Below are 1,047 nucleotides of genomic sequence, written 5' to 3' on the forward strand. Positions count from 1 at the left end.
TCGCGCTCTTGATTTCGACGACAGTCCCGGGTTCGAGGAGACAGATGCCGACGAAGAGCAACTACCACAACCACTGCTGGTCGTGACAGGCATCAGAGAATCGCCCCCTCTGTTTCCAGTGAAAAATTAGGAGACAGTGATGTGGCTACCCTATTTGAATGGGCATGTAAAGGAATTGAGGTATGCCCGGGGTGGGCTCCGAACCCACGATCTCCGCATGTCCCAGGTACGAGGCCGGCATGACCTCGCGAGGGGCGGAGGCTTCCAAGGCGTTCCGCACCGATTGTGAAACCCTATGAGTGCGGCGCTATGTCCAGCTAAGCCACCCGGGCTCATCTTGGCGTTGTGCGCTGGTTGTATTTAAGCTTCTCATCTCGGTCGGCCCTGTATCGGGTCACCACAGCACTCGATTCGGTTCATCACCCACGGATTTATGCCCCAACACTGGGTGCACACACGCATGAGCCAACCGGAGATCGTCCAGTCCGTCCTTGGTGAGGAAGACGTGGTGACCCGCGTCCACCTCGGGGGCGAGGACGAACTGTTTGTAACTCCGACGCGGACGCTCGTCTATCGAGCCGAAGGTCTCCTTTCGGACGAGTCCGTCGACGAGTTTTCGCACGGTGCCGAGCGACTGTCCGTAAGCGAGGGTCGACGAAAGGCGAAAATCTCTCTCGACTACGGTCTCGACGGGAGTGAAACGTTCTCTCTCTCCGCGAAACGACTCGACGATGCACTGCAGCCTATCGTCGGCGGCGTGCTCGCGGCCGCTGGCGTGACAGACGAAGGCGAAAGCGTCATCCAGACGTTCCGTTTCAGCGAACTCACCTTCGCCGTCACCGACGCGCGTGTCGTCCGCCATATCGGGAGTGCAGTCTGGGACGAAGACTACGAATCGTACCACTACAGCGACGTCTCCGACCTGGAGTTCGAATCCGGGAGCGTCGCAACGACTGTCGTCCTCACCGTCGACGGCCGACAGGAACGATTCAAGATTCCGAACGAGGAGGCGCGACTCGTCCGCGAGAAACTCGCGCAGGCGTTGTG

The 1,047-nt window shown here is 59.4% G+C and carries 1 protein-coding gene and 1 tRNA gene; one reads left to right on the top strand and one right to left on the bottom strand.

Annotation, left to right across the window (positions count from 1 at the left end):
• Window positions 1-183 precede the first annotated feature (183 nt).
• Window positions 184-332 (bottom strand) — tRNA-Met (locus QT222_RS00705).
• Window positions 333-460: 128 nt separating this feature from the next.
• Between QT222_RS00705 and QT222_RS00710 the strand changes: the two genes are divergently transcribed.
• A partial coding sequence (locus QT222_RS00710) for a DUF7115 domain-containing protein (protein WP_491475976.1) occupies window positions 461-1,047 on the top strand: 587 nt, incomplete at its 3' end.

The organism is Haloferax sp. s1, from assembly GCF_058382125.1.